Origin of the sequence: Bacillus sp. Au-Bac7, assembly GCF_021341655.1 — a bacterium.
Classification (GTDB): domain Bacteria; phylum Bacillota; class Bacilli; order Bacillales; family Cytobacillaceae; genus Niallia.
In genome coordinates, this window is record NZ_JAJTTG010000009.1 from 39,275 (window position 1) to 65,228 (window position 25,954).

General features: G+C 40.2%; 20 protein-coding genes, 1 pseudogene and 1 riboswitch. Of the genes and pseudogenes, 2 read left to right on the forward strand and 19 right to left on the reverse strand.

Annotation, left to right across the window (positions count from 1 at the left end; translation table 11 throughout):
* The first annotated feature begins 79 nt into the window (after nt 1–79).
* On the forward strand, nt 80–919 hold the full coding sequence (locus LXM54_RS20600) for a TetR/AcrR family transcriptional regulator (RefSeq protein ID WP_233317117.1): 840 nt from the start codon (nt 80–82) through the stop codon (nt 917–919).
* Nucleotides 920–972: 53 nt separating this feature from the next.
* Here the strand turns inward: LXM54_RS20600 and LXM54_RS20605 are convergent, their stop codons facing one another.
* The 12 genes from LXM54_RS20605 to LXM54_RS20660 form a co-directional block, all read right to left on the reverse strand.
* Nucleotides 973–2,640, reverse strand: coding sequence for a sigma-54 interaction domain-containing protein (locus LXM54_RS20605; protein WP_233317118.1), 1,668 nt, complete (start codon nt 2,638–2,640; stop codon nt 973–975).
* Between the two features lie 144 nt (nt 2,641–2,784).
* Nucleotides 2,785–4,248: a sodium/proline symporter PutP gene (putP, locus tag LXM54_RS20610; RefSeq protein WP_233317119.1), complete on the reverse strand. Its 1,464-nt coding sequence runs from the start codon at nt 4,246–4,248 to the stop codon at nt 2,785–2,787.
* A 193-nt stretch (nt 4,249–4,441) separates the two neighbouring features.
* Nucleotides 4,442–6,010, reverse strand: a complete 1,569-nt coding sequence (gene pruA, locus LXM54_RS20615; RefSeq protein ID WP_233317120.1) for an L-glutamate gamma-semialdehyde dehydrogenase — start codon at nt 6,008–6,010, stop codon at nt 4,442–4,444.
* 54 nt (nt 6,011–6,064) lie between these two features.
* Nucleotides 6,065–6,979, reverse strand: coding sequence for a proline dehydrogenase family protein (locus LXM54_RS20620; protein WP_233317121.1), 915 nt, complete (start codon nt 6,977–6,979; stop codon nt 6,065–6,067).
* 315 nt (nt 6,980–7,294) lie between these two features.
* Nucleotides 7,295–8,077: a transporter substrate-binding domain-containing protein gene (locus LXM54_RS20625; protein WP_282581424.1), complete on the reverse strand. Its 783-nt coding sequence runs from the start codon at nt 8,075–8,077 to the stop codon at nt 7,295–7,297.
* Between the two features lie 348 nt (nt 8,078–8,425).
* Nucleotides 8,426–9,136: a GntR family transcriptional regulator gene (locus tag LXM54_RS20630; protein ID WP_233317122.1), complete on the reverse strand. Its 711-nt coding sequence runs from the start codon at nt 9,134–9,136 to the stop codon at nt 8,426–8,428.
* 72 nt (nt 9,137–9,208) lie between these two features.
* The gene (locus tag LXM54_RS20635) at nt 9,209–10,027 is read right to left on the reverse strand and encodes a PfkB family carbohydrate kinase (protein ID WP_233317123.1); all 819 of its coding nucleotides are present in this window, start codon (nt 10,025–10,027) and stop codon (nt 9,209–9,211) included.
* 104 nt (nt 10,028–10,131) lie between these two features.
* Complete coding sequence (locus tag LXM54_RS20640; protein WP_233317124.1) at nt 10,132–11,100, reverse strand: SIS domain-containing protein; 969 nt, start codon at nt 11,098–11,100, stop codon at nt 10,132–10,134.
* Nucleotides 11,101–11,239: 139 nt separating this feature from the next.
* A complete protein-coding gene (gene pduL, locus LXM54_RS20645; protein WP_233317125.1) occupies nt 11,240–11,806 on the reverse strand; it encodes a phosphate propanoyltransferase in 567 nt (188 codons plus the stop codon).
* A 153-nt stretch (nt 11,807–11,959) separates the two neighbouring features.
* Nucleotides 11,960–13,165 (reverse strand): amidohydrolase, encoded by a 1,206-nt coding sequence (locus LXM54_RS20650; RefSeq protein ID WP_233317126.1) that lies wholly within the window; start codon nt 13,163–13,165, stop codon nt 11,960–11,962.
* A gap of 114 nt (nt 13,166–13,279) precedes the next feature.
* Nucleotides 13,280–13,480 carry a hypothetical protein gene (locus LXM54_RS20655; RefSeq protein WP_233317127.1) on the reverse strand — a complete coding sequence of 67 codons (201 nt, stop codon included), beginning with the start codon at nt 13,478–13,480 and terminating at the stop codon, nt 13,280–13,282.
* A 231-nt stretch (nt 13,481–13,711) separates the two neighbouring features.
* A complete protein-coding gene (locus LXM54_RS20660) occupies nt 13,712–14,911 on the reverse strand; it encodes a phosphoglycerate dehydrogenase (RefSeq protein WP_233317128.1) in 1,200 nt (399 codons plus the stop codon).
* 122 nt (nt 14,912–15,033) lie between these two features.
* Nucleotides 15,034–15,114, reverse strand: a riboswitch (ZMP/ZTP riboswitch).
* 421 nt (nt 15,115–15,535) lie between these two features.
* On the opposite strand from LXM54_RS20660, the gene LXM54_RS20665 reads away from it, so the two are divergent.
* On the forward strand, nt 15,536–15,934 hold the full coding sequence (locus LXM54_RS20665; protein WP_233317129.1) for a (deoxy)nucleoside triphosphate pyrophosphohydrolase: 399 nt from the start codon (nt 15,536–15,538) through the stop codon (nt 15,932–15,934).
* A gap of 151 nt (nt 15,935–16,085) precedes the next feature.
* Here LXM54_RS20665 and LXM54_RS20670 read toward each other — a convergent pair whose 3' ends face one another.
* The 7 genes and pseudogenes from LXM54_RS20670 to LXM54_RS20695 form a co-directional block, all read right to left on the reverse strand.
* Nucleotides 16,086–17,000: a dihydrodipicolinate synthase family protein gene (locus tag LXM54_RS20670; protein ID WP_233317130.1), complete on the reverse strand. Its 915-nt coding sequence runs from the start codon at nt 16,998–17,000 to the stop codon at nt 16,086–16,088.
* A gap of 118 nt (nt 17,001–17,118) precedes the next feature.
* Entirely contained in the window at nt 17,119–18,138 is a 1,020-nt protein-coding gene (locus LXM54_RS20675) for a threonine aldolase family protein (RefSeq protein WP_233317131.1), read from the reverse strand.
* Between the two features lie 123 nt (nt 18,139–18,261).
* Entirely contained in the window at nt 18,262–19,845 is a 1,584-nt protein-coding gene (locus LXM54_RS20680; protein WP_233317132.1) for a PTS sugar transporter, read from the reverse strand.
* Between the two features lie 289 nt (nt 19,846–20,134).
* Complete coding sequence (locus LXM54_RS28570; RefSeq protein ID WP_442780517.1) at nt 20,135–21,136, reverse strand: Ig-like domain-containing protein; 1,002 nt, start codon at nt 21,134–21,136, stop codon at nt 20,135–20,137.
* Nucleotides 21,119–22,279: pseudogene (locus LXM54_RS28575) on the reverse strand (arabinogalactan endo-1,4-beta-galactosidase); the annotation flags it as partial. The gene LXM54_RS28570 and the pseudogene LXM54_RS28575, both read right to left, overlap by 18 nt.
* Nucleotides 22,280–23,004: 725 nt before the next feature.
* Nucleotides 23,005–25,068 (reverse strand): beta-galactosidase, encoded by a 2,064-nt coding sequence (locus LXM54_RS20690; RefSeq protein WP_233317134.1) that lies wholly within the window; start codon nt 25,066–25,068, stop codon nt 23,005–23,007.
* 31 nt (nt 25,069–25,099) lie between these two features.
* Entirely contained in the window at nt 25,100–25,951 is an 852-nt protein-coding gene (locus tag LXM54_RS20695; protein ID WP_233317135.1) for a sugar ABC transporter permease, read from the reverse strand.
* Between the last annotated feature and the right edge of the window lie 3 nt (nt 25,952–25,954).

The window sequence follows — 25,954 nt, forward strand, 5'->3', positions numbered from 1 at the left end:
CTTTGTCGAACTAATTACATATAATACTGACTAGCCAGTCATTTGTCAAATCATTTATAGCTAGGAGCTAAAATAGAGTATGGTTAAAAAACAATTAATTATGGACACTGCATTAGAATTGTTCGCCAAGCAAGGAATCGCCACAACCTCCGTTCAGCAAATAACAGAAAGCTGCGGGATTTCCAAAGGGGCATTCTATCTATCATTTAAATCAAAGGATGAGTTGATTCTCGAACTGATTGACGACGCCATGAAGCAGTTAGTTTCTAATCTTGACTACCAAGTCAAACATACGCCTGTAGATGACAATTTCCTGTATAACTTTTATCACTCGGTTTTTTCCACTTTTAAAAAAGATTCTGATCGTGGAAAGATATTTATGAACGAGCATAATTTTTCTGTCAGCCCAGATCTTATTAAGAAATTACATCACTATGATAAGCTGATAAACAGCACGATTCTGCTCTTGATAGAAAAAGTTTTCGGAAAATCTGCTGACCAGGTGAAATATGATTTGCTGTATTGCATCAAAGGCTTTTTAAAAACTTACTCTGAACTATTTGTATTTACAAAGCTCCCTTTAGATGTCTGCCTTTTGTCAAAATCTTTAGCAGAGAAAACAAACCTGCTTGCCATTCATGAAACAATACCTTTTATAACGGAGGAATTATCTTATCTGATAGAGTTACCGCAAGACGCTTCATTAGATAAGGAAACAATCGTTAAGCTTCTAAACTCGAATACTGAAGCTTGTAATGGGGAATATGTGAAGGAGTCTCTTCATTTGTTGATCGAGCAGGCTAACAACCAGACAATGAGCCCTGCTGTTATTAATGGGCTTATTGAAAACATTCGCCATATCCATAACGGAAAATGGCTTGCGTATTTGCTGCGGCGTTTCTTCCAGCTAGAGACATAAAAAAACACGGAGCAAAGAAGGACTATTTGTTCTTCTTTGCTTCGTGTTTTTTATCAGCTTAATCCGTATTCTTTTATTTTATTATAAAGCGTTCCCCGGGAAATTCCTAACAGATTTGCCGCTGCACTTTTGTTGCCATATGTTTTCTTGAGTGCTTCTTCTATTTCTTGCGCTTCATCCATCTTTGCATGAGAAGATAGGAAGGAATTACCCACTTCGTTGTTCTCGATAAGATTATCAGGCAAGTGAGCTAGCGTAATTCTGTTCGTATCATGCAAAATGATAATTCGTTCAATTGTATTTCGCAGTTCCCGCACATTTCCTGGCCATTCATAGTTTACAAACAAAGCCATTGCTTCGTCATCAACAACAGGAACAGGCTTAGTATATTTGACACTGAATTCCTCTAAAAATCTTTCAACAAGTGCTGCAATATCCTCACGTCTCGTTCTTAACGGGGGAATATAAATATGAATGACTGACAGTTTATAAAATAACTTCTCATTCAGTTCTCCATCTTTGAGAAGACTTTCCACAGACCTTGACGCTGAGGCGATTATTCTTGTGGAAGAGGAAATCACTTCCTGCCCTCCCACTCGGTAAAAGGCATTCTCCACTAAGTACAGGAGCAGTTTTTCTTGCAGGGCCAACGGCATCTTGTCAATATTTTCAATAAAGATAGTGCCATTTGCAGCCTGTTCGATTTTTCCTGTGATAACATTTTGCTTTTCATCGGTAAACGATGCTTTTTCAATGCCAAAAAGCTCAATTTCTAACAGCCCTGGCGGAATAACGGAACAATTGATATTAACAAATGGACCAGTAGCCTTTGAACCGCCGTAATGAATCGCTTGGGCAAGCATTTCTTTGCCTGAGCCGGCCTCGCCGGTAATTAAAACAGGGATGTCTGCATGAGCCATTTTTTGCGCTACTTTCAGCGATTCCTGAAACTTCGGACTTCCGCTGTCGAAGGATAAAAACGGATTTATTTTCTGAACAAGCAATGTCGACGCAGAGTCCAGCTCTTCGTTAAGCCTGATCATTTTTGTAATATCATGCTCTGAGGCAATCCCGCCTATAATCTTATTATCCAAAATGACTGGTGTTGCATTTATCAGCACATGAGTATCCGCATTAGGTCTGTGATACTGCCCTCTCACTGGATAGCCTTCGTTTAGAATGCGCTTTAGTACAAGTGATTCATCACTAAAATGACTAGCGAGTTTTGCTCCGATAATATGCTCTTTTTTTATTTTATAGGTTTCCTCTGCTGTTGTATTCCAGCCAACAACAATTCCTTCCTCATCAACAGCAGTTACCGAATCGTTGATCGTTTCAGCCAATGTATGAAAATAAGCAGTAGTTTGCCGGCGCTCTGCTTCAAGCATATTTACCCAAGTACTTTCCGTTATAATCCCAGCGGGAATCCCATCCTCCAGCCACAGTGCAGGACGGCGCCAATCAGCTTTATACGGGAGCCTTTCTGCAAATGCTGCGAAGGACGGAATCCATTCAAGCCGCTTGAGCCACTCACCTATTGGAGCAGTCGGTGGAGCCAACGCGATTATTTCGTACTCATAATTGCCGATTATAAAGTATGTTCCGCCTGTCACAACGACAAAATTATACTCAAGAAGTTTCGATTTTATCTCAGCTATCGGCGTCTGTTTATCTGCAACCGCAAAAGAGCGGTCAAGCTGTATTTGTGCATGTTCGAACATACTATTACCCTTTCAAGCTTTTTTACTAACTTTACCATACCAAAGGCTTAACTTTCTACTGCTAGATATAAAGAAAATACATAGAAAAGAAAAAGCTGATTGTTGTGTGTTTACAAAATCAGCTTTTTCTTTAGTCACGGACTGTTATACAGATTGCTTATATTCGTTGAAATTCTCCACTTGTTTAGCGTTCGGTGCTTCTGTAAGCAGGCTGACAATCCAGATGCTTAGCAGACCGACAATAAACCCTGGGATTATTTCATAAAGATTCTCTTTCAGAACGTCTATGCTTGCCCAGATGATAACTGTCACCGCTCCGCCGATAATTCCAGCGAGGCCTCCCCATCTGTTCATTCTTTTCCAGGAAAGACTCAGCAGAATGACCGGGCCAAAGGATGCACCAAAGCCTGCCCACGCATATCCTACAAGGGAGAGAATCGTCCCGTTTTTATTAAAAGCAAGAAGTACAGAAACAATAGATACTATAAGCACGGCAAGTCTGCTGATTAACAACAGCTCCTTTTCACTTGCCTTGCGTCTGAAGAATGTTTTGTAAACATCTTCTGTCAGGGAGCTTGCTGTTACGAGCAGCTGTGAAGAAATCGTACTCATAACAGCTGCCAGTATTGCAGCAAGGAGGAAGCCGGTAATGAGCGGATGAAACAGTATTTCACTCAATTTAATAAAAATTGTTTCCGCATCCTTTATTTCTAATCCTTGCTGAGAGAAATAGGCAAGACCTAAAAAACCTGTAAACATGGCGCCGCCGACAGAAAAGATCATCCAGCCCATTCCAATACGTCTTGCCTTTTTAATTTCTTTCACCGAAGAAATCGCCATGAACCGTACGATAATATGCGGCTGACCAAAATAACCAAGTCCCCAAGCAACCAACGATATAATGCCCAGAACAGTCGTCCCTTTGAAAATATCAAACAGCTTTGGATCAATTTCTTTTATTGTGTCAAAGCCGGATCCTAGACCTCCAACCTCCATAATGGTCACGATTGGTACAAGTATTAATGCAACAACCATAATCAAGCCTTGCACAAAATCTGTCCAGCTTACTGCCAAAAATCCGCCAAACAATGTGTAGGCAATGACGACTGCAGCTACAATCCAAAGTCCTGTTTGATAATGCAAGCCGAATGTAGTTTCAAATAAAACCCCGCCTGACACCATTCCTGATGAAACATAAAACGTAAAAAAGATAATGATGACTAACCCTGATGTCAGACGCAATATATTGGACTTATCTTTAAATCTATTTTCCAAAAATGCTGGAATAGTCATAGAGTTATTGGCCACTTCTGTGTATGCCCGAAGGCGCGGAGCTACATATAGCCAGTTTAAATAAGCTCCTATCGTCAAGCCGATTGCAATCCATGAGGCACTTATCCCTTGGGTGTACATTGCTCCCGGAAGCCCCATAAGCAGCCAGCCGCTCATGTCAGCTGCTCCTGCACTCAATGCTGTAACAGCAGGACCAAGCGACCTTCCGCCAATCATATAATCTTCTAGATTGGATGTACGTTTATAGGCGAAGTAGCCAATAACAAGCATTCCAGCCATATAAATAGCAATCGAAATTAAAATTTGTGTATTCAAGTCTCCATCCTCCATTCTCTAATCTAAGAAGTCCTTTTATCCCCATTTTGATCCTTTGCCAAATTTTCGAATATTCATTCTTTTATAAGCAAAAATCAATAAATATTTAAGCGAATATGTATTTTTATATGTTTTTCGCTTAAACAGGAGATGCACAATGAAAAAGTACATCTCCTAGTCTATTATTTTTATATTATTTTTTTCTAGATGTCAACTTCGCTTGCGTAAATAATAGCAAATAATCATAGCCGCCAGCTTTTGAATCAGTCCCAGACATATTGAATCCGCCGAATGGATGGGCACCTACAAGTGCACCTGTACATTTTTTATTTATATAAAGATTTCCACAATGCATATTTTCAAGGGCATAATCTATTCTGCTGTCATCTTGCGAATGAAATGCACCTGTCAGTCCGTATTCCGTATTGTTATAAATGTCAATCGCTTCCTGCCAATCGGAAGCTTTTGCAATCGCAAGCACAGGTCCAAATATCTCCTCCTGCATGATACGTGCCTGTGGATCAACATCTGAAAAGATTGTCGGTTCCACATAGAACCCGTTTCCATCCGCTCTCTTTCCTCCAGCAAGCAATTTTCCTTCCTGTTTGCCAATTTCAATATAGCCCATTATTTTGTCAAATGATTTTTGATCGATAACAGGTCCTACCGGATGATTCTCTGCCGGCAAGCCGATTGAAAGATTTTTTGTCAATTGTACTACCTTGCTGACCACTTCGTCATAGACAGACTCTACGATAACTGCACGGGAGCCTGCAGAACATTTTTGGCCTTGATATCCGTAAGCAGAAGCAACAATTGCCGCTGCAGCAGCATCTAAATCAGCTGTTTCATCAACAACCACACCATCTTTTCCACCCATTTCAGCAATCACACGTTTTAACCAAAGCTGACCATCTTGAACTTTTGAAGCTTTATCATAAATTCTGCAGCCAACTGCTCTTGAACCTGTAAACGAGATAAAGCGTGTTTTCGGATGCTCAACTAAATACTCACCAACTTCAATACCATCACCAGGCAAATAATTTAATACTCCAGAAGGCAAGCCTACCTCTTCCATCAACTCGACAAACTTAGCAGCAATAACCGGTGTAGCATCAGCCGGCTTCAAAATAACCGTGTTGCCTGAGACGATAGCAGCAACAGTCGTTCCAGCCATAATTGCCAATGGAAAATTAAACGGTGAAATAACAATGCCGACACCTAGCGGAATATACGTAATCTTATTTTCTTCACCAGCAATCTGCGTAAGCGGCTGATGAATACTCGTCTCGCTCAAACGAATCATTTCTCTTCCATAAAACTCCAGAAAATCAATAGCTTCTGCCGTATCAGCATCTGCTTCTACCCAGTTTTTCCCTGACTCCAAAACAAGGTAGGCGGAAAATTCATGCTTACGCTCTCTCATCAATGCAGCAGCCTTGAACAAGTAGGCTGCACGTTCAGCCGGAGCTACCTTTTTCCACGTTTCAAATGCTGTTAATGCTGTTTGCATAGCTTTTTCTGCCAGCTTAGTAGATCCCTTGCTTACAGTGCCAACTACTTCGTCCACATTTCCTGGATTCACTGAGACTGTTTCTTCCTCAACAAAAAGTTTTTCCGAGCCGATCAAAATTGGATACTTCTTCCCAAGCCCCTCTTTGACCCTAGCTATTGCTGCATACATTGCCGTTTTATTTTCCTCTGCTGTAAAATCAGTTAATGCCTCGTTTTTGAAAGTTGTGTAAGGTGCAGTTGTCGTCATAATAATTCAGTCTCCTTTTTTGTATATTTTGGATAAAACTATTAAACTTTAAGCTTACTTAAAGAAATTCTTGACGATAAACCAAACATTAGCCGGCCTTTCTGCAAGCCTCCTCATAAAATAACCGAACCAATCGATACCGTAAGGAACATAAATCCGAACCTTGTAGCCTTCCTTCACAAGTCTGTCTTGCAGCTCTTCACAAATGCCGTACAGCATTTGAAACTCGAATTGGTCATTTGGAATACCATGCTGTTTTACAATGGATTTCGTATACTCGACCATCGCCTCATCATGTGTCGCTACAGCTGCATAGTTGCCGTTAAGCAAATGCTGTTCAATAATTTTTTTGAAGTTGTTATCAACATCCTTTTTTTCCGGAAAAGCGACATTCGGTGACTCTTTATACGCTCCCTTCACTAGCCGAAGATTAGCAGACAGATCATGCAGATCAGCAATATCTCCTTCTGTCCTGTATAGATAGGCCTGAAGAACAATCCCGACATTGTCATATTCCTGACGAAGCTCCTTGTAAATGTCGATTGATTCCTGACAATGACCATAATCCTCCATATCAATTCTCACGAAATTTCCGTACGACTTCGCCCGGTCGAGAATGTTACGCATATTTTTCATACATAACTCCCTGCTGATATCTAATCCGAGGGAAGTCATCTTCAGAGAAAGATTTGATTCTGCCTTCGCTTCAGCAATGGCGTCCAACGTTTGAATACACATCGCAGCAGATTCTACTGCCTCTGCCTCTGTTGAGATAAATTCACCTAAATGGTCGAGAGTTACGACCTTACCTTGTTTGTTTAATCTTTTTACCGCATCAATTGCCATTCCGATTGATTCTCCTGCAACAAACCTTGCTGCACCTAAACGAAGCCCATATTTTTTCGCAAGTCTGTTGGCTGGCTGATTTTTTGCTAATGACTGAAACATATTCCGCATAAGCGCTTCCATTTTACGTCAATCCTCCTTGTACTCAAGCCTCTTGCTCCATTTTATTCATATTGAATGTGGAAAATTCATCTTTTTGAACAAAAGTGTTCAATCACTTCGTTTGTTTGGACAATGTTGTTTATTTAAGTTGATTATATAATATAATTATTCAGAATTGTATAAAAAAGTAAGAAAATCTAACACATTTTTTTATTTTTTACAATGAATATATGTTTTACTAAATTCCTCCATTCTCGCCTATAAAAATAAAGAGAATGCAGACTAATCTGCATCCTCTTTTCCCCTAGTTTCTTCTATATAATATATTGCTACTTGTTAATCTACTGATTTAACGCCGCCAAACCATTTAGAAACGAGTTGATCCATTTCACCATTTTCTTTCATCTCTGCCAATTCTGTATTAAATTTCTCTGTCAGCTCACTGTCCTTTGGAAAGGCAATAGAAGCGCCGCCAGTTTCATTATTCGGGACAGAGATAACTTTCAGATTATCATTGTTTTTTATATATCCTTTGGAAACAACATCTTCCATTAAAACTCCTTCAAAACGGCCGCTTTTAATCTCTTCCACTAAGTCAGGCACTCTATCCCTTGTCTCCACAGTGAAATCAACTTCTTTTTGCAGTTCTTTTGCCTTTTCCGCTTGTATGGAACCAACTTGTACTCCCACTACTTTCCCTTTAATGTCTTCAAAAGTCTGAACAGCTCCATCACTGGCTACAACCATAGAAATATCACTTCGAAAATAAGGATTAGTAAAATCCACATTCTTGCTGCGCTCAGGAGTCGCTTCCATACCAGCCATAACAAAATCAACCTTACCTGATTGCAGTGATGTAATCAAACCACTGAAATCCATGTCCTGAATGACTATTTCATAGCCAAGCTTCTCACCAAGCGCTTTCGCAAGATCCACATCAAACCCAATAATCTCCTCACTCGTTGCCGTATCAATATACTCAAACGGAGCATAATCAGCTGAAGTTCCCATCACCAATTGCTTACTACCTTCCTCTCCACCAGCCGCACTCTTCCCGCATGCAGCTAAACCAAGCATACAAACAACCAGCATAACCATCCCCACAAATCTCCTCTTCAAAAAGAACCCCTCCATCTCAACAATCATATGTATTATTTAATACGTTTCATGACGTTTTATTTATTTATACTACTTTCCACCAGCATAGTCAATATATTATTAGAATTTACAGAAAAGTGCAGGGCGCCTGCTTATCGGCGACTTGCATAAGACGAGATGGCCTTAGAAGGTGGCGCTCTTCCACCTTCTTGGACAGCTTGGCTTATGACCTCGAGCCGATGGCGCCCGGAACTGGACAGAAAAGTGCAGGGCGCCTGCTTATCGGCGACTTATGACCTCGAGCGTGGGCAACCGTTTAGCAGCAAAATACAAAAAAGCAACCTCCTCTAAGAAGGTTGCAAGCTGGCTTTAAAACGAAAACTTATATCGTTCGCCGACAATATACTGTCTTCCTAAATAAACAGGGACAGCAGTATCAGAAACGACTGTTTCCAAATAGAAAAGCGGTTCTCCAATTGTAATATCAAGCAGCGGCGCTTCCTGGTCAGATGCTCTGACAATTTCCAAGGAAGTTTCTCCTGCATTGTTTAGGTTAATACCGTATTTCTCTTCTAACAGCTCATAAAGGGAGCCGTCGAGACTCTCTTCCAGCAAAAATTTATACCGCTTAAAGGAATAGAAATTATTTTCGAGCATGAGCGGACGATCGTCTGCATATCTGACCCTTTGAATATGAATCAGCTGGTCATCATCGTCTAGCATTAACCGTTCTTTTTCATTGTCATCTGGATCAATCAGTTCCTTTTTGATAACCTTACTTGTTACTTTCAGGCCATGTGCTTCACAAGAAGCGGTAAAACTCTTTAAATGAAGAATCTTTCTTTCAATCTTTTGTGTCTGAACAAATGTCCCTTTGCCTTGCTTTTTTACAAGATAGCCTTCTTCCACCAATTCGGTAATCGCTTTGCGGACAGTAACTCTGCTGATATTATACTTGTCACTGAGCTCCACCTCTGTCGGAATCTTGTCACCAGCTTTAAGGCGATTGGCAGTAATAGCTGTGCGCAGCGTTTCTTTCAGCTGTATATAGAGAGGGACACGATTCTCTTGCTTAATCATATTAGTTATCACCTATTCTATTCATTTACTCCAAGAATAACAAAGACTTAAAAATAAATAAATCTTTTCCACTTAATAAGCTTTGCCATGACCAAAAGCACCTTCTACAAGACAAGATGCTGCCGCAAATTCGGCAGCTTTAGCAAGTGCAGTTTCCAAACCATCTTGTTCTTGTTGTAAGTAGTGCAGCAAAAATGCTGTCAGGAAGGAATCTCCAGCTCCTAATGTATCAACAGCCTCGATTAGTTTCGGTATTTGCTTGTAAAAGCTTACTCCATCATACAGCAATGCTCCTTCTGCTCCCATTGTTGCTATAGAAAGTGTGCTTCCAAGTGATACCATTTTCTTTAGGACAGCCTTTGCTTCCTCTTCTGTTAAGTGGCTGCATGAAAGAAAGCTATAGTCAACAAATGGCCCAATTTCAAGCAAGTATTCCTCTGTGAAATCATCAGAAAAATCAAAGGAAACTGGTACACCTGCAGCTTTAATATTCGGCATCTCTTTTTCCAAATAGCTGTACTTGCTAGTATGCAGCAAATCAAAGGATTGGATATATTTTATATCCTCCTTATTTAGTTGGAGCTTATGATACTTCCTTATTCCGCCATCATTGCTCTCCAAAAACACCCGATCACCGTTTTCTAGTCCGACTAATGCATAGCCGCTCTCTCCTTCGACTTCCTGGCAGCGTTTTGTATCAATTGCTAATTCCTTCAGTACATTTCTAATATGCTGTGCCTCATCATCTGTGCCGAATATCCCTAAATAAGCAGCATCAGCGCCAAGCGTTTTCGCATAAACACTGAAATTCAGAGCATTTCCTCCTGGATACATTATTCTTTTATATGTATATTTATCGACAACATTATCGCCAATCCCTAATACTTTCACCGCAATCCTCTCCCCAATCACATCACCTGTATAAAACCCACGCCAATTATACAATAATGCTCAATTTTTAATCAATTGTGTAAAAACAGCTGAAGAAAACGACTTTAGTACGCAACCTTGCCCATATATCTTCTTGTTTCTAACGGATGCTGTCTGATTTTTGCCAATTCTGCTCGGTACACACTTAAAATACTGTAGAAAACAATCGGATTAAAAAACTCGACAACCTCATCATCAATTGTATTAATCCCTAATTCCTTGCAGTCAACCACTTCTAGCTTTTCTCCATATTGCTTCAAGAAGCTAAGCGCCCTTTCATCTAAAGCTCTCGTTCTGCCTTCATTCATAAGTAAAATATATGGTGTTTCTTTATCTGTTACTTCAAATGGACCGTGAAAATACTCCCCAGTATGTATGGCTGAAGCATGAATCCATTGCATTTCCATTAAAGAACAAATGGAAAACCCGTAGGCATGACCGTATGAAGCACCGCTGCTCAAAACATAGAACATATTCTCATGCTCATATTTTTTAGCAAAGACTCTTGCTCTTTCTGCTACTTGTATGCGTGCTTTTGCAATAACTGTATTGATTTGCTCTAACCCTTTTATTACTTTATGATAAGCATCATAACCTTCTATACTGTGTAAAGCTTCGACGGCAATGGCAAAAATAATTGCCATTGGGTTGTCTTTTACATCTGTTTCTTCTCCCCATTTATAAAGAATATTATAGTCTCCATATTCGACTAATGCACCTGTTTCATTATGTGTCAATGTAATAGTCGATGCACCTTTTTCTTTTGCCGTTTTTGCTGCTTCCACAGACTCTTTCGTATTGCCTCCATGGGAGCAGACAACAACAAGTGAATGACTTCCCAGCGCTTTAGGCACCGCATGCACAAACTCATTACTCGTGTATAGGGACACTCTCGTTCTTTTCGCTTCACTTTTGAGGAAATATTCAGATAAATACATATCGACTAAAGAACCTCCACAGGCGACTAAATAAATATCTTTCATTCCTTCTTCCTTTTTTGTGTGTATTTCATTAATGATTTCCTTAATATTCAATTTTATCTCTCCCCTATCCGCCCATTTTAAAATACGTATTAAAACGTATTATTAATACAAATAATAGCGACATATTGCTTTTTCGTCAACCTTTTCGTTTCTAATAAAAAACACGGTCCCTAAAGACCGTGTTTTTTAACTATTTTATTAATACCCCTTTATCCCCTGTCTGAATTCCTGCAGCATTTGCTTCATCTGTATCAATATGCATGTCCAAGGCATAAGTATCCTTAACTCTGATTAATACTTTATAGAAAATAAGCTCCCTTTCCCCGTCCGTTTTTACACTAACATATTGTCCATCACTTACACCAAAATTGTCAGCATCCTGTTGTGTCATATGAATATGCCGCTCTGCAATAATAACCCCTTTATCTATTGTGATTTCTCCATGAGGACCAATAATCGTAATGCCAGGTGTTCCTTCAATTTTGCCGGAAGGGCGGATGGGTGGATTAATGCCCAGCTGGCGGGCATCTGTTTTTGAAATTTCCACTTGTGTCAGCGTACGGATTGGACCAAGAATTCGCACCCTGTTAATTTCAGACTTATCCGTTTTGATAGTCACCGTTTCTTCTGCGGCAAACTCTCCAGGCTGTGATAATTCTTTTTTACTTGTCAGCTCATAATTTTCTCCAAACAGCTTTTCTACATCTTCTTTTGTTAAATGGATATGTCTATTTGATACACCGATCGGGATTTGCATTTTTTGCCAGCTCCTTTAAACGTTTTTTTTACCTTTCCCTAATAAAAGCAGTTTAATCAAGATTAATCATATCCTGTATCGCCCCAATATGTCTGCCATAAACCTATAATAAAAAAAACCTTTTCTCCTGTATGGATAAAAGGTAGGTTATCCTTATTTTACCGTAACTGCCGCACATCCTGACGGTATTTCTGCTAAATAATAATGGCTGATAGCAAGCATTGCTTTTCCGGCATAAAGCATTGCTTTTTCATCAAAATCAAACTTTGGATGGTGATGTGGATATATTGCTTGCAATTCCTCGTTTCCTGCTCCTGTAAAAAATATCATCCCCGGCTTCTTCTCTAGATATAATGCAAAATCCTCACTTACAAGGAGGGCAGGTACTTCTTTTATTACTAACTCAGGCAGGGAGGTCTTAACGGTGTTTGCAAAAATATCCGTTTCAGCAGGATGATTATATACACTTGGCATTCCATACTTATAGTTGAATTCATAATCTGCTTTCGAACTCATGCAGATGCCTTTAATCGCCTCTTCCATTGCTTCTTTTACAAGCTGTTGTACTTCCTTTTCGTATGTTCTCACCGTGCCCTTCATTACGGCAGAATCAGCAATGACGTTTGCAGCATTCCCTGCATGAATGGAACCAATTGTTAGTACAGCTGTTTTCTGTGGATTCACCTTGCGGCTGACGATATATTGAAGCTGGTTAATAAGCTGGCCTGCTACCGCAATAGAATCAACTGTATCATGAGGAGATGATCCATGACCGCCTTTGCCTTTAATCTTAATCGAGAAACCATCGCCAGCAGCGGTTGTATACCCCTTCGTATATGCTATTTCCCCTGTAGGATAAAGACTCCATAAATGATTGCCAAACACTGCATCTACTCCTTCAAGGCAATTGTCTGCTATCATTTTTCCGGCACCGCCTCCGCCTTCCTCTGCATGCTGAAACAGAAGAATGACGTTTCCTGCAAGATTTTTTCGATTTTCATTCAGCACCTTGCCAACTGCCAGCAAGGTAGCTGTGTGCCCGTCATGGCCGCATGCATGCATGACACCATCAACCTTCGACTTATATGGTACGTTCTTTTCATCCTGTATCGGCAATGCATCGAAATCGGCCCGCAGTGCAATTGTCTTACCAGGTTTCGCTCCGTAAATATACCCAAGAACTCCCATCCCACCGACATTTGTTCGGATTTTAATACCAAAATCAGTCAAGATGTCTGCAATCAGTTTAGATGTTTTGTATTCTTGGTTGGTTAGCTCTGGATACTGATGAAAATGCCGTCTCCATTCCACCATCTTGTTATACATTTCCTCCAATTGTTCGTTCCAGTTCTCCAGCATATCTATTCCTCCCTTTTATTATTCAGTAAATTCAGAAATTTAAATTTACACCTATGCTTATATAGTTAAGATACCAAGGCAGCAGGCTGCATGCCTTGGCACAGGAGTTCATTTTTATCGGCCACCGAAAAACTTTCTAAATTTCTCTAGTTCTTCTTTGCTATATTCCTTCGTTTTATCAAAATACGGATTGTCCTCTAAAGGGTCTTTTGGATCTAGATTTGTTTTCATTGAAAAAGCTGCTTGGTTCAAGCCATCTCCAATAAGACGATCATCAAGGCTGTTAAAATCAGGCATTTTGTCATTTCCCATCATTGCACCTCCCAACCTTTTTAGGGTGGGCGTTTCCTGCTATTTTATGTAGAAGGCCTGCTTGTTCCTCTAATATGATTCACGTTGACATTAAACAAACCTTAGAAAATAATGGTTTCATTATACTTTTTGAGATCTTTCTAGTCAAATAATTATAAGAAAATTAAAATTATTTAAACTATTAATTTTTATTATAATAAAAAAAGCTCCCACATCAAAGTGAGAGCTATTATCTTAAATTATACGAGTAGTTACAATTCCTTCAATTTCACGGATTTTTGCTTCTAATGAAGGGATGATATCGCCAGCCACCTCATTGTCAATATCAATCATCGTGTATGCATATTCACCACGGCTTCTGTTAACCATGTCAGCGATATTCAAACTGTATCCAGAGATTGCCATCGTGATTTGTCCAACCATATTCGGCACGTTTTTATGGAATGCTGCGACTCTCTGCTTGCCTGTATAAGGAAGATATACATTTGGGAAGTTAACGGAATTCTTAATATTCCCTGTTTCCAAGTAATCCTTCACTTGGCGTGCAGCCATAATCGCACAGTTTTCTTCTGATTCCTGTGTTGAAGCACCTAGATGAGGCACAGGAATTGTATTTTTCATTTTCAATACATTTTCATTTGGAAAATCAGTGATATATCTGCCGACTTCGCCATTTTCAAGAGCAACCGCCATATCGATTTCATTTACCAGCTCTCCGCGGGAGAAGTTCAGAATTTGAACACCTTCCTTCATGATGCTGAATGCTTCTTTGTTAAACATCCCTTTTGTATCATTAGTTAATGGTACATGAACAGTAATATAGTCGCTTTCTGTAAACAGCTGCTCAATTGTCATCGCACGCTGTACATTTCGAGAAAGATTCCATGCTGTATCAACAGAGATGAATGGGTCAAAGCCGATTACATCCATATCCAAATCAAGAGCATCGTTGGCAACAAGTGCTCCAATCGCTCCTAAACCGATAACACCAAGTGTTTTTCCTTTAATTTCTTTACCGACAAACTGCTTTTTACCTGCTTCAACAAGCTTTGGAATTTGGTCGCCTTCTTCTTTCAGGTTTTTCGCCCAAGCAACACCATCAAACAGATTACGAGAAGAAGCCATTAAGGAAGTCAGAACCATTTCCTTTACTGCATTTGCATTTGCTCCAGGTGTATTGAAAACGACAATTCCTTTTTCTGTGCAATTTTCAACAGGAATATTGTTAACACCTGCACCTGCACGAGCAATCGCCTTTAATTTGTTCCCAAATTCCATAGAATGCATATTATAACTGCGAGCTACAATCGCATCAGGATTTTCACTGTCATTATCAATGATAAAATTCTCTTTCTTAAATACGTTCAATCCGCTGCCTGCGATATTATTCAAGGTTTTGATTGTTTTTACTTTGTCTAAAAGGGTTGTGCTCATGTAAGTTGCTCCTCTTCCCATAAAATAGTTTGCAAAATTCTTTGCTATTTGACCAAAAACAGCCCAAAATCTCTTCCAATAAAGAGAAAGAGGCAAAGGAAAAAGAGAAAGCTTTATTCCCTTACCTCTGCCCAGGCGAACGGCATCGACACTATGTGCTCCCCTACGGTTAATCCCGCGTTTCGCCAGTCACACACAGCCTTTTGATTTCTTCTAATTTAACAAATTCTCCAATAAGATTCAATGATTATTTAAAAATTCACCAAGTTTATTATTTTCCAAATCCCAAGCCATTTTACTGGAATAACTTTATATTTCTATTAATCGGGATTCTAAAGAATAAGCTCACTAACAGATTATTTTGTATAAATCAGTCTACGCCTCTATTCTACAGAGAGAGCTATGTCTATTTTTAATCTAATTAGTCGAAGATATCTTCTTTGAGGATTTCTATCGCGGAAAAACAGTGTAAAGGCATCTCTTCATTAAAGTATGCTGTTCCTTTAATTTTGGACCAGCCTTTATGCTGCCATTTTAACTGCCAAATGCTTTTTAGATGAAGCATGCTCTTACTCGAAAAAAATGCTATTATGGTACCATTCGAGTTACAGGAGGATACTCATATTGAAAAAGGTAGTTCATGTAGTTGCAGCAATTATAGAAAACGAACGAAACGAAATATTATGTGCCCTTCGTTCACCTGTTATGTCTCTTCCGAACAGTTGGGAGTTTCCTGGAGGAAAAATAGAAGCTGGTGAAAATGCATTTCAAGCATTAGAAAGAGAAATCATGGAGGAACTTGGCTGCCAAATAAAAGCGACCGATTTATTTCACGAAAATACGCATGAATATGAGAGCTTTATTATTACCCTAACTTGCATAAAGGCAACTATTATTTCTGACAGCCCAAATGCAAAGGAACATTCTAAATTAATTTGGCTAAAGAGAGAGAATCTTGAATCATTAAAATGGGCTCCAGCTGATATTCCAGCAGTACATAAATTGATAAATGAATACATCTGACAATATTAATTAAGGCTTTATTCTGGAAATTAGGTCTTAAGCGACTTGATTGATAGAAAGCTGGCAATAGGACCATCATTTTTAAGATATCACTTTGTTTATACACAGAAACAAAAAACAGATGAACCAATTGTTCATCTGTTACGGAATTTTATGATTTTGCCGCAGGTAAAACTCCCGCTTCTGCTAAAATCTCCTTAACTTGTGAAATCTTCTTTTCATTAAGTGGTGCTGACGGTGGCAGAACATATGTAGAAATGTCGAGGCCGCATTGCTTTATTGCCTCCTTTATAACATTTACAAATGGGCTGTCAAGCTTGTAAAGCTGCGGAAGTATAGCTAGCTGCTTATAAAGGATGGAGGCCTTAACAAGGTCGCCGTTTAAAAAGGCACGGTAAATGCCGATGGAAATTTGCGGTGCGAAGTTGCCGCTTGCAGATATCGTTCCATCTCCGCCAAGCTGAAGCGTATTTAAGAGATGGTCATCATAACCGCATAAAACAGAGAAGTGAGGATGTTTACGCTTTACTTGCATTATCATATCACGGATATGCCCGATAGAATCAACGGTTTCTTTAATGCCAGAAATATTGGGATGATCGTCGACAAGGCGGGCCACAAACTCAGGGCTTAAATCCTGGCCGGTAAGGTTAGGAAAGTTATAGAGGAGAACAGGAATGTCAACAGACTGGGCAATTTTGCTGAAGTAACCATATAGATTGTCATCAGTCAGCTTCCAGTAAAAAGGATTGATGACCATAACGCCATCTGCCCCTATTTTTTGGGCATGTACACTTAATTCTACCGCTTCCCTTGTATTGGTGCTGCCAGTGCCAATTAACACAGGCACTCTCCTTTTTACATGCCTCACCGCAAACTCAGCTGTCTGTAATCTTTCCTCCCTAGACATCTGACTGAATTCCCCGCCAGTCCCCAGAAACAACAAGCCGTCAACACCTGCTTCAATCAGCCTGTCAATCAACTGTCCCATTTCCACTTCACTCAGCTTGCCTTCTTCGTCAAAAATCGTGGACACAGGTGGAATAATTCCCTTGAATTTGTTCAATTTGCTTCCTCCTTTACCTAATAATGTAATCTGATTATACCAGCAGATTTTGCCAATTGTAAACCCTTACATATAACTAAAAATAAGCATGAAAAAAGTCTTCATGCTTACTTTGTTATTACCCTTTTATATCTTTCAAAAACTGAATGACAGCTTCTTCTTTCGTCGCCCAAGACGTTACTAAGCGGATTGCTGATTTATCTGCATCCGTTTTTTCCCACACTAAGAAAGCATACTTGTCTTGCAGCTTTTTGATCTGATCATTGTGCAGAATCGGAAACAGTTGATTGGTTGGAGAATCAATAAGGAAATCAATATTCTCCTTATGCAGACCTGTTCGTAAAAGACTTGCCATGTTGTTAGCATGTTCAGCAAGCTCAAAGAAAAGATTATCACGGAATAACTCTAAAAACTGAATTCCTAAAAGTCTGCCTTTAGCAAGCAGTGCTCCTTTTTGCTTAATATGATAACGAAAATCCTCTTTCAAGGAATCACGAATAATCACAAGCGCCTCACCAAGCAAGGCACCGTTTTTCGTGCCTCCGATATAGAATGCGTCCACTAAGTGGGGCAGGTCGCTTAATTGAAGATCGTTGCCGTCTGCACATAATGCAGAACCAAGTCTGGCTCCATCTAAAAATAGCAAAAGATTATGGCTGTCACAGAAGCTTTTCAGCGCTTCTAGCTCACTCTTTAAATAAATAGAGCCAATTTCTGTTGAATTGGATATGTAAACAAGCTTTGGTTTAACCATATGTTCATCAGTATGTTCGTCCAACACTTGCTGAATATGTGCTGGTGTCAGCTTGCCGTCCTCTGTATCAATGGCAACAACTTTATGCCCTGTGGCCTCAATTGCTCCAGTTTCATGAACGAAAATATGACCGCTAGTTGCAGCAATTGCCGCTTCATGTGGTCTTAAAAAGGCAGAAATCGCTGTCAAATTTGTTTGTGTGCCGCCAGAGAGCAAATGAATAGCTGCATCTGCATGGCCCATTTTTTCCTTTAAAAGTTTCACCGCTTGTATTGTGTAGCTGTCTTCTCCGTAACCAGCTTCTTGTACAAGATTTGTTTCTATTAGTGCTTGCAATATATTTGGATGGGCACCTTCACTATAATCATTTTTAAAGCTGTACATCTTTTGCCTCCAGTCTGGCAATACAATAAACATATTGCCTAGTTAAAAATAGATATCTACACTAATTATATTCGTTTTCCTAAATAAAAAAAATCCCATTGTTTAAAATGGGATTTCTTTCAATTAAACTGCAACTTCATCTTCCCGTTTCTTTCCTGTTCTCTTTTTGGAAGATAGCTTATTTGCAGTTAGTGTAATCAGAAAAGCAACGACAAGGGGAACAACCATTGCGATAATAAAACCTGCAATGTTATTGGAAAGGAATGGTGCTGTAAAGGATGGAACATAAGCTGTTCCTCTTACATTGAATAAGCCGACAAGACCTCCGCCAATTCCTGCTGAAACAAGTGCTCCGCTAAAGACGATTTTATTGGAGAACATGAACGGATACGCTGATTCTACAAATGTCCCAAAGCCCATATTGATTAAAAAGCCCGGTGCAGCTACAGCACTCTCTCCTCTGTCTCTTGGCGCAACGATGTTCGCAAGATTAATTCCTGCAGCCACCATTACTAAGCCAACCATATCGACAGCTCCTAAAAAGCTGTTTCCTGTTTTCTCCATTTCGAGCAGCACAATTGGCAAGATTGCTGCATGATAAACCCCGCCTAAAATTGCAGGCCATATGAGCACGCCGGCTAGTACACCGGCAAGTATCGGATTAAAAGCTACCGCTTGTTCAATAACATCCTTAATAAGGTTGCCAGCCTGTAAAGCAATCGGACCGATTAAATAGTAAACGAATAAGCCAGCAATTAGTCCAGATAAACCGCCGCTGACAATATTGACAGTCGTGATTGGGAATTTCCACTGTATGCATTTGCGGAAGAAAAATTGTACAAGAAGACCTGCTGCAATCCCGCCGATTATTCCGCCAATAATACCGCCTTGAACAGACAATATCCCAGCAATAACACCCGCGATAATAGACACTTCATCCAGTTCAGAAACCTGTTTAGCCGCTATAACTGCAAGCATTACTGGTAAGGCATTTATCATTAAATCAAATATGTCACTTAATCCTTTCAGCGCTGGAATCTGGCTAATAGCGAGAATAAGCGCCATTGCGATAAAGCCTGGCAGTGATGAAACCATAATGCCCCTTATATTAATGTTTTTCCACGGAACTGTATTTGTTGCTTGCGTCTTTTCGTATGAGCCGATGATGGGATTAAATTTTATGTTCCAATGCTTACACAAGGAGGATATGAACGAAATGGCTCTTGTTCTGCTTGTTGATCCTGTCGTACCAGAGGAAGAAATAACATTGGCGCCCATTGCTGTCATTGCAGCCATAGAGGTTCCTCCTGTACCGACAATTGGCAGCTTTCTCTCAATGGCGGCAGCTAAAGTCTCCTTGTTAACAGCTTTTGTGTCAGCACTCATCGCAATGATGCCGTCCACTTCCCCTTTTCTAATACTTGCTGCAATCATGTTATCAAGCTTTGCTGCTTCAAGATTAACCTCTTTTAAAGAAGCCTCAAACAAAGATTGCACCTCATTGTCTTTATAGCCGTAAATAGCCGCATTCGTATGGTCCTTTGCTGTATCCATCGACTCTTTCGCAGCGATAAACTGGATATTAGCTACATTCAATCCATCTGCATGTGCTTGTTTTAATATTTCTTCCAATAGCTGTACTGGTTTTGCGCCGCCGAGGTTAAACAGATTTCCGCCGCTGCTGCCAATAATGACAATATTCTTCATTGCACATCATCCCTTTAATTAATATATGTATAAATAAACACTTCTTTAGTTTGGTAGTTTGGTAAAGTGCTACCATACTAAAATAACATATACAGGTTAAATTCTCTAGTTATTTTTTGATAATTTAGAAGTATTTAAATTCATAAAAGTGTCATAACTTGTACACCTTTGCCGAAATAAATAAATAAATAAATAAATATATATATAATTAAACTAGTAATATTCTCCTTTTTTATTAAATAAAATCAAAAAAGCCTGTCACTTCTCTCAAAAAGTGACAGGCTTGCTTTTATATTTTATACAAAATTGCGCCGCTAACTAAAAGAACAGAACCTAACAGCAAGAAGTTAAAAATGCTTGTAGCTGTATCAGGCAGGCTGTTGCCTTTTTGCTCTTGGTGTGTGTTTTCCTCTTTCACTTGCTTATTTGTTTCATGCTTTTCTGTTTCTTGTTTTGGTTCCTCTTGTTTTACAGGAGTTTCATTGTTTATCTCTTCACCTGCTGAAACTTCCTCCTGCTCATCTGAGTCCTCTGCTTGATCATCCTGTGCAGGCGGTGTCTGCTCCTCCTCTTCTACAGCTTCCTCGTAATCAGCAGTTTTTACGAAGGAGAAATCATCCAAGCTTCCCCATGCGCCAGCGTTCGCCTGAATGCTTGCACCGATCGTAACAGTTCCATTCAATATAAGAATATCGCTGATTTTAGGATCTGCCCAAATATTCCACCCAGTAACATTAGTTGGCACATCATATTGTTTATCATTCGTTTTTACATACAGCTTCATATTGGCAGCAGCTGCATCTCCGCCTTGAATGAACATGGAAGCATCATAGTAGCCTGGAGTCAGTCCTGTGATTGTCTGTTCAACAGTAAAGTCTACACGGTCTGCTGAATAGAAATGCAAAGAATGTTCACCAGATTTAGCATCTGCGGGATTTTTTAGAAAATCGGCATGTGGTGCTAAATCATTCGGATACGTAATTTTCCACATGCTTTTATCTGCCTCTTCAAAGCTTGGATTTTGCACAAAGTTTTCCGGTTTAATTGTAAGATTTGCCTTAACTGACAAACCGCCCTCTACTGTCCCGTTAATAACATACTCACCGATGCCTGCATTAATTGCCTCGATTAAAGCTTGCTCATCCCAAGTGACAGCAATCGGCCCTTCTGTGCCATCATTATAAACAGCTGTTACGGTTTCAGGGAGCTTGATGTCTTCCCCTGCTGCTGCCTCAATTGTAACGTCTGTCAGCTTCTCTATTTTAACTGGGGCAACTGCTCCTGTGTTCACGTATTTAAACACATTTAACGAAGCGAGCGGTTTTCCGTTAAAGTCGAATAATGCCTGGTTATCGACTGCACTTCCGCCAAACCACGCTCCGGCATCATGGGGATCATATTCTGCAGCATAACTTGACGCCCAGCCAGAACCGTATTTCTCCCATATGGCTTTATTTTGTGCTAACTTATCTGGACTGCCGACTGGTATCCAGGCAGGCTCCCAATAAAACACGCCGATGCCTGCATCTCCCACATTAGCGACCGCTTCTATCACATCCCGGACCGCTGTTGCTTGTCCTTGAACAGTGACAGGATAATTTAATGTTTGTCCAGAGCTTTTTGGTGCTGTATTTTCATGGCCATCTCCATCAATACTTGTATATGTATAGGATGTTTCGGCGACCATTACTTTTTTACCGTATGTGTCTGCGACATTTTTCAAAACAGATGTTAAATTGCTTAATGACCCATGCCAAAATGGATAGTAAGAGCTTGCAAATACATCATAATCGACATTGTTATCATCGAGTGTCTTTGCTATTGATGCATAGCGGCCTGCTGTTTCCGGATTAGTGAAATGCAAGGCTGTCAGGATGTTAGGATCCACTTCCTTGATTGCCTTGCTGCCTTCATTAAACAGCTCAGACATTTTTGTCCAGTCCTTTTCGCCCACAAATCCACCTGTCGTTTCATTGCCGACCTGGACCATGCCGATGTTGATTCCTTCGTTAAGCAATGCTTGCAAACTGTCCTTCGTATACGAGTACAACGCCTTTTTCTTGTCTTCAAGACTTAAATTGGCCCAAGCTTTAGGTGCCTGCTGTTTAGCAGGATCTGCCCAAAAATCCGAATAATGGAAGTCTACTAACAGCTTCATTCCATTCGCTGTCGCTCTTTTTCCTATTTCCTTTGCTTTTTCCAAATCATTATTTCCGCCGCCATATCCGTTTCCGCTTGCATCATACGGATCATTCCAGATGCGGACACGTACATAATTAACGCCTGAATCTGCCAATGTTTTGAAAATATCCTGCTCTTGTCCTGCTTCATTGTAATATGTAACACCGCTGTCTTCTTGGGTAATAATGCTGGAAACATCGACTCCCTTGATAAAGTTATCGTTTAAGCCCTCAACTTTTTCAACGAAAATATCACTTTCCACTGGTTCCGTTGCACTGCCATCGACCTTTTTCAGAGAAAAGCCGTCCAAATAACCCCAAGTATTCGGCTGGCCTGCAATTTCAGCGCCAAACTCAAAGTTTGCTGTATCCTGAGACAGTTCAAACGTCAATGACTGTGTCTCCCAGTTGTTATAGCCTTTTGTAGCTGCCTGACTTGTTTTGCTTGAACCTGCGAATAACGCTACCTGTCCAGCTTCTTTATCTGCTCCCCCCATCGTTTGCACGGTTAATTCGTACTTTCCGGCAGGAAGTGAGGCAGCTGTTTGCTTCACTTTAAAGGTTTGAGCACTGGCATTGTCCTTTATCCAGAATTTCAAAGCATACTGTCCTTCAGCAGGTTTTATCCAAGTATCTTCTGCATAAGCAAAATGATGTACCTCAACCTGACTATCATCTAAATCTTGAAAGCTCCAAGAACCATCTGTCCAGAAGTCTGTTTCCATTCCACCATTCACTGCATAGCTGTTTTCTGCTGCTTTAGTGTTTGTCGGCATTAGACTTATCATTAATATCAATACATACAATAAAGGAAGTACTTTCCTCCATTTACCGCACTTCTTTTTCATCAACATCACCTTCTAATTGGAGAATTTTACAACAAAAAGAGAATACGAGTTACAGCACAGTGCTTAATACATTCATTTTTTTAAAATGATGCATGATACTCCTTGCTGTTCTCGCATTCTCTTCCTAAAAATTAGCCTTTTACTTTCTCTACTATTCTCACTTCATACTTATCTAGCTTTATACTGCCATGAAGCTGCTCACCAGTAATAACATCCTTTACTTCACTGCCAAGGACAACTGGCTGCGTATCTTCTGTAAAGTTCATAATAAAGAGATACTCTTTACCTTCATCTTGTCTTGCTTGAACAGATACTCCGCTGCCATGTGTTATCGCGTAATCTGGCTTTAATGACAATTCTTCAATAAGCTTGCCGTAGAAAGCACGATGAAACTCATCATCTAATCGGCCGCCAATATAGTAAGCTTTCCCATTCTCATAAGCATTGCTTGTTACTGCTGCTGTGTTTGCATAAAAATCTTCTTTATACACACCTTCCACATTAGCAGAGGCAATATTTACAACGGTTGCATAATCCTTCAGTACATAATCCTTTCCTTCGTAATGGACAGTGTTAGCATCTTTCGGATAAAGTGTATCTGTTTCAATTGGATTTAGGCCAAACATGTCTTGCAGATCTTGATGCCAGCCTTCCATATACGTTAAGTCATGCTCATTCACGATTCCGCTTATATATGTCATGATTAACGTACCGCCATTTGCTACATACGCTTTTAAGCGGGCAATCGTCTCTTCACTTGCTAAATAGAGCATCGGCACAATCAACAGACGGTATTTAGAAAAATCGTTTTCCTTTGTGATTACATCAACTGGAACATCCTGCTCCCAAAATGTGCGATAATGCTGCTGCAATGTTTGCGGATAGCGCTTCGTGTCTAATCCGTAGCCTTGCGCATCATTCAGCGCCCAGTTATTTTCCCAATCATACAGGATGGCTGTATCTGCTACACGATTTGTACCGACAATATCGGTCAGCTTTTCCAGCGTTGTACCGACCTTGGCAACTTCCTGGAACACCCGGTTATCCGGGCTGTTATCATGGTCAACAACTGCACCGTGAAACTTCTCTGACGACCCACGCGATTTGCGCCACTGGAAGTATAAAACGCTGTCAGAACCATGGGCAACCATCTGCATAGAAGAAAGCAAATGCATGCCTGGACGTTTCGCTTTATTGACTTTATGCCAGTTGACAGCACTTGGTGTTGACTCCATCAGCAAAAACGGCTGCTCTTTTAAACTGCGGAATAAATCATTAATGAAGCCAACCTTCACCGCTAAATCCGCTGTTGTTTCCCAATCATTATGCCAAGCAGGATATGCATCCCAGCTTATCACATCTACGTGACGCGCAAACTTGCTGTAATCAAGACTTTGGAATGGAATCAAATCAAATGTATCTGCCATCAAATTTGTAGTAATCGGAATATCTGGTGAAATCTCTTTAATTGGAACAATTTCATTCTCAAAAAAGTCAATTGTCTGGTCTGTCACAAATCGGCGCCAATCCAAGTTTAAGCCGTGCACTGCATTCTCACCGATTGGAGAAGGAGATTCAATCTGTGACCAGTCACTGTATGTGTGGCTCCAAAACGGCCCCCACCAAGCATCATTGACAGCCGTCAAGTTATTGTCGTACTTTTTCTTCAGCCATTGTCGGAAGGCTTCCTGACAGGTATCACAATGACATTCCCCGCCATATTCATTGGAAATATGCCACATCAGCAAAGCCGGATGGCTGCCGTATCTTTCAGCAAGCAATCTGTTAATCTGCTGTGTTTTTTCTCTATAAACACTAGAAGAGAAGCAGTGATTATGGCGCCCGCCATGGAGCTGCTTCCTTCTAGCTCCGTCAACACGCAGCACCTCCGGATATTTATGGGACATCCATGCAGGTCTTGCACCGCTTGGCGTAGCCAAAATCACTTTGCCGCCAATACCATGAATTCTTTCTATCACCTCATCAAGCCATTCAAAATGGTAGACACCTTCCTCTGGTTCCAAGGCGCTCCACGCAAATATCCCAAGCGAGAAAGTGTTTGTGTGGGACAGCTGCATCAGCTTAATGTCATCCGCTAAAATATCTGGACGGTCCAGCCACTGATCAGGGTTATAATCGCCGCCATGCAGCATAAATTTAGCATCTGTAACAAATGTTTTCTCTTTGTTTGCCATAAAAGTCTCCTTTTTGTTTCCTTATTTTTAGTTAACCTTTTGTTCCACCTGCAGTCAGACCTGATACAAAGTTCTTTTGCAGCAGAATAAATATGATGGCAATTGGAATGCTTATTAAAATGGCTCCTGCAGCGAATGTTGTATAGCTTGCACCCATCACTTCATTAACAAGATTATAGAGTCCAATCGGCAATGTGTAAGATTCCGGTGTGCGCAGGATAGTTGATGACAAAACGAAATCTCCTAACGGTCCTGTGAATCCATTCATTGCTACAACGGCAATCATCGGTCTTGATAACGGCATGAGGATTTGCCAAAAAATTCTTGTATTGCTTGCGCCATCAATTTTGGCACTTTCATCAAGATCCATCGGAATGGAATCCATATAGCCCTTCATTAAATACGTATTCATTGGTATTTGTCCGCCAATATATAGTAAGATCAAAAGCCAATGGCTGTTCATAAGCCCAAGAAGCTGAGCTAAAACGAACAAGGCAATCAATGCAGAGAACTGCGGAATCATTTGCAGCAGCAAGAACACTGTAAGTGCATTTTTTCTGCCTTTAAAACGGAAACGAGAAAACGCATATGCTGTGAACGATACGCTGATAACCGTTCCTATCATGGTAAAGACACTGATTTTTAGCGAGTTCATATACCAGTTGGCATATTGCAGACTCTCTTTGCCTGCGAACAGCTCTTTATAATGATCCAATGTCGGATTGCTCGGAATAATGGACGTACTAATAAGACTGTTGCCAGGATTAAAGCTTGCTCCGATTGTCCAAAGCAAAGGATAAATGATGATTACTGTCATAAAAGCTAAGATGCCATAGGAGACAAGGAGCCGAAAGAATCTTTTTTGCTTCATGTTTGTCTTCATCTC